This is a genomic window from Flavicella sp., assembly GCF_029238425.1.
Lineage (GTDB): Bacteria > Bacteroidota > Bacteroidia > Flavobacteriales > Flavobacteriaceae > Flavicella.
Genome location: NZ_JAQWGB010000064.1, coordinates 1 through 4781, shown reverse-complemented (window position 1 = coordinate 4781; position 4781 = coordinate 1). Strand labels below are relative to the sequence as shown.

Here is a 4781-nt window from a genome sequence, read left to right as displayed (position 1 = left end):
TACCCCTCGACTTGCATGTGTTAAGCCTGCCGCTAGCGTTCATCCTGAGCCAGGATCAAACTCTTCATCGTTATTTTTTTTAGTCACCGAAGTGACTTATTTTTATACGATACTAGCTTACTCTAATCAGAATTCGTGTTAATAAAAACACGTAATTTAATCTTTAATTTTACGCTGTCAATTTCAATATTTTCAATGAACGTTGTGAATCACAACTTATAAGTTATTCACTCTTATGTGATCACTTCTTATTCTTTTACTAAACAAGCTTTGCTTGTTAGCGGCTGCAAATCTAAAACCTTTTTTCGTTATAAAAAAATAAAATTTGATTTATTTTTTAAAACTCTAAACTTCTAAATTTACCAGCATTTTAAAGAACTCTTGCCTATATAAAAACAACAATAGCTGTTTTCCTTAGCGGATGCAAAACTAGAACTTTTTATCGTTACAACAATGACTTTTTAAACCTTTTTTGGTTTTATTTTGAAATTCTATTTTACAGCCCTAATAATCTGCTATTTAAAAAGGACAACTAATTTAATAAAAAATCACGAATTAAAAAATAGGGCAAAAAAAAGAGGACTTTACGTCCTCTTTAAATTAAAATCCAAAATAATCTTTCGTATTATTACAAGAAACATCCTCTATTAATTTTCCAAAAAAGCTCAAATCATCAGGGAGTTCTCCTTTTTCTATCTGATCTCCTATCAAATTACATAGGATACGTCTAAAGTATTCATGACGAGGAAAAGATAAAAAACTTCTACTATCTGTCAACATTCCTAAAGAACGACTTAACAAACCTAAACTTGACAAGGTTCTTAAATTCTTTTCAATACCTTCCTTTTGATCTAAAAACCACCAAGCAGCGCCCCATTGCATTTTACCTGGAACTCCACTCGACGCAAAATTCCCCATCATGGTTGCAAAAACCTCATCATAGGCAGGGTTCAAATTATAAGCAATAGTTTTTGTCAGTGTATTTTCATAATCTAACTTATTTAGGAATTTTGACAACTGCTCTGCCATCGAATAATCACCCATGGAATCACAACCTGCATCAGCCCCAAACAATTCGGTCAATCTTTTATTATTATTCCTAATAACTCCTAAATGATATTGTTGTACCCAATCCTTCTCGTAATATTTCTTAGCCAAAAACAATAATATATAGGTTCTATATTTAGCTACTTCGATATCCGAAAGATTTTCTTTGTTTAGGAATTTATAAAAAATAGATTTCACTTCTTCTTTAGTTGTTTCTTCAACTACCAAAGCTCCTGTAATTCCATAGTCAGAAATCTTACAACCAACTTCATCAAAAAACTCAATTCGTCTCGTTATTGCTTCCAATAAAGAATCTAGATCATCAATAATTATATCCGCGGCAGTTTCAAGTTTATTCAAATACTCTTGAAAACCATTGGTTTCTATAAAAAACAAATTATCCGAACGAAATGTAGGTAATACCGTTGTATAAAAATCACCTTTAGCTATATAAATATGATGCTCCAATGAATCAGCTGGATCATCTGTGGTACACACAAGCTCTACTTTCATATGCTCCAACAAAGAAGCTGGAGTCATTTTTTCTAAAACATTATTACATTTATCATATATGCTACGCGCATTAGAAGGCTGCAATACTTCATCAATATCAAAATATCGCTTCAACTCTAATTGATTCCAATGAAATAATGGATTTCCGACAGTATATGGAACTGTCTCTGCCCATTTTTCAAATTTCTCTAATTTTTCAACATCACCAGTGACAAATTCCTCCTGAACCCCATTGGCGCGCATGGCTCTCCATTTATAATGGTCACTAGCCAACCAAGCATCAGTAATATTATTAACTGGTTTATTTTCTGCAATATCTTTTGCTGATAAATGATTGTGATAATCAATTATCGGCATTTTAGCTGCATGCTCGAAATATAATTTTTTAGCAGTTTCTGAATTAAGAAATAAATTCTCGACATCAAACCTTATGCTTTTTTTAAACTCCATTTCTTACGCTCTTGAAATCCCTAAGCTCAAACCTCTCAATTCTGCCAGTCCCCTTAATCTACCAATTGCAGAATAACCTGCATAATTGTTTTTAGTTTGTAAATCTGACAACATTTGATGACCATGATCAGGCCTCATTGGCAAAACTACATTTCTTTCTTTCTCAATTCTCAAAATAGATTGAACTATAGCATACATATCTGAAGAACCCTCTAAATGATTGTCCTCATAAAAACTACCATCTTCTTCCCTTTTTACATTTCTTAAATGTAAAAAATGAATTCTATCTTTGAATTTCTCAATCATCTTTGGCAGATCATTATTCTGGTTAGCTCCTAACGAACCAGTACAGAAGGTAATTCCATTGGATGGACTATCTACAAACCCCACCAAATCATCCAAATCTTTTTCTGATTTGATTATTCTTGGCAATCCCATAATATCCATCGGAGGATCATCCGGATGAATAGCCATCACAACCCCATTTTCTTCGGCGACAGGAATGACTTCATTTAAAAAATAAGACAAATTGTCCTTTAAGTCATCATGAGAAATATGCTCATATTCTGAAATCATTTCCTTAAATACTGGAATGGTTAAATCATCTACGGTACCAGGAAGTCCCTTTAATATAGAATCCTCCAAATTCTTTTTATCTTGTTCCGTCATAGTTTGGAACCTATCTTTTGCCTTATCCAAAACTTCTTGAGAATAATCTTTTTCCAAGCCAACTCTAGCCATTATATACTTTTCAAATACTGCCATATCTACCTTATCAAACCTCAAAGCAGTACTTCCATCCTCTAATTCCCAAAACAATTGTGTCCTTGTCCAGTCCAACACTGGCATAAAATTATAACAAATGTTTTTCACATTACAGTGAGCAACATTTCTTATGCTTTGTTTGTAGTTTTCTATACGTTTTTTATAGTCTCCTTTTTTCAATTTAATATTCTCATGAACAGGAATACTTTCTATGAAACTCCATTCCAATCCAACGCCTTCTATCTCTCTTTTAACTTCTTCTATTTCATCAACCTCCCAAACTTCTCCATTCGAAATATGATGCAGAGCCGTAACCACTCCAGTGGCACCTGCTTGTTTTATATCCATTAAAGTAACCTGATCTGATTTACCAAACCACCGAAACGTTTCCTTCATAATCTTTATTTTTTAAACTCCACTATATGCACTAAACCCACCATCTATTGGTATTACTATTCCTGTTACAAATTTTGAAGCTTCAGAACACAAATAATGGATCGCTCCATTTAATTCATCTGCCTCTCCAAATCTTTTCATGGGTGTATTCTGGATGATCGTATTCCCACGATCCGTATAACTCCCATCTTTATTTGTTAATAAAGCTCTATTCTGATTCCCTATAAAGAAACCAGGAGCAATGGCATTTACACGCATCCCATCTCCATATTTTTGAGCCAATTCAACAGACATCCATTTTGTAAAGTTATCAATTGCTGCTTTGGATGTTGAATAACCCATAACTCTTGTTATTGCTCTATCCGCAGCCATTGATGAAACATTAATTATAGTTCCGCTTTTAGTTAGAGCCATTGCTTTTCCAAATATTAAGGTTGGTATGATACTACCAAACAGGTTTAAATCAATCACTTGTTTAAATTGTTCGATATCAACATCAAAAACGGATTGATCAGGTCCAACCGTAGCACCTGGCTTATTTCCTCCAGCTGCATTAATGAGCACATCAATTTTACCATACTTTTGAATTATTTTATCACAAACTAACTCCATCGTTTTTTCTTCCACAACATTGCAAACGAATCCATCTACATTTCCACTAATCTTTTTTAAATCAGCTAAAGACTCCTGCAAGGGTTTCTCTTTATAATGCAACAAAATAACCGTAGCCTCATTCTGTAATAAATACCTGGCAATTCCATTGCCTAACACCCCACAACCACCTGTGATAAGCATTACTTTTTCTTTTAAATCAAATAAATTCATTTTCTCAAAATTTCCAACACAAAAACTTTTCGTGTGGGCACACAAATATATATAATTTTAATTTAACAAAGTTTTCAATTAAACAACCGTAAAGCAATGTTTCATTATTCTTTCTATTCTTTATTACTTTTCCATGCCCATTTAGGTCTCATCACTCATAATATCCAAAAGAGTTAAATTACTTGAAAAGTAAAACCTAAAATCTTACACACAAAAAAAACCGATAAAATTTTATTTTATCGGGTTTGCTAAAGTATTTCTAATACCAACGTTTTTTCTTCTTCTTAGAAGCTTCGGATTTTCTTCCTGGTCTGTGCTTGCTTCCTTTTTTCTTATGGACCTCTGGTTTCGCTTTTGGGTCTAAAGGATAAGGATGTTCTGTTTCAACAGATATATGGGTATTGATTAATTTTTGTTCTTCAACGAGTATGGGATTATTCTCAGAAAGATCCATCTTTTCATAGGGATTAATATCAAAAGTCTAACGTTCGTTCTGGAGTAACCCATAATTAAGCGCAACTCCCCCTTATTAACAGCTAGTTAAGGCCTACTTAATGAGCGAAAACACAGATGAGGAATTGACGTCCCAAAACAAGGTTACTCCTTGTGATCTCAGATGAAAACCATCGTACGACTATACACTTTTCAAAATATGATGCCCTTTTATCTAATCTACTGAATCGCAAATGGAATGGCAATGTTTCCAGTTGTACCATTATCAGACACTGCAACATATAGCATCACAGGTTTTCCATTGTCATCGGTTAATACAAAAGGGCGTTCCA

The 4781-nt window shown here is 33.4% G+C and carries 4 protein-coding genes and 1 rRNA gene; all 5 read right to left on the bottom strand.

Features of this window, described 5'->3' with window-relative positions; translation table 11 throughout:
• A 16S ribosomal RNA gene (locus tag P8H68_RS04390) occupies positions 1-71 on the bottom strand; the annotation flags it as partial.
• 529 nt (positions 72-600) lie between these two features.
• Entirely contained in the window at positions 601-2010 is a 1410-nt protein-coding gene (gene uxaC, locus P8H68_RS04385; RefSeq protein ID WP_300322115.1) for a glucuronate isomerase, read from the bottom strand.
• 3 nt (positions 2011-2013) lie between these two features.
• Positions 2014-3171: a mannonate dehydratase gene (gene uxuA / locus P8H68_RS04380; RefSeq protein WP_300322114.1), complete on the bottom strand. Its 1158-nt coding sequence runs from the start codon at positions 3169-3171 to the stop codon at positions 2014-2016.
• 12 nt (positions 3172-3183) lie between these two features.
• Positions 3184-3996, bottom strand: a complete 813-nt coding sequence (locus P8H68_RS04375; RefSeq protein ID WP_300322112.1) for an SDR family oxidoreductase — start codon at positions 3994-3996, stop codon at positions 3184-3186.
• 259 nt (positions 3997-4255) lie between these two features.
• Complete coding sequence (locus P8H68_RS04370; protein WP_366144929.1) at positions 4256-4450, bottom strand: hypothetical protein; 195 nt, start codon at positions 4448-4450, stop codon at positions 4256-4258.
• Positions 4451-4781: the final 331 nt, after the last annotated feature.

Bases quoted from the DNA above. Each gene is read 5' to 3' on its own strand.
- P8H68_RS04375 (WP_300322112.1), bottom strand. From the start codon at position 3,996: ATGAATTTATTTGATTTAAAAGAAAAAGTAATGCTTATCACAGGTGGT.
- uxaC (WP_300322115.1), bottom strand. From the start codon at position 2,010: ATGGAGTTTAAAAAAAGCATAAGGTTTGATGTCGAGAATTTATTTCTT.
- uxuA (WP_300322114.1), bottom strand. From the start codon at position 3,171: ATGAAGGAAACGTTTCGGTGGTTTGGTAAATCAGATCAGGTTACTTTA.
- P8H68_RS04370 (WP_366144929.1), bottom strand. From the start codon at position 4,450: ATGGATCTTTCTGAGAATAATCCCATACTCGTTGAAGAACAAAAATTA.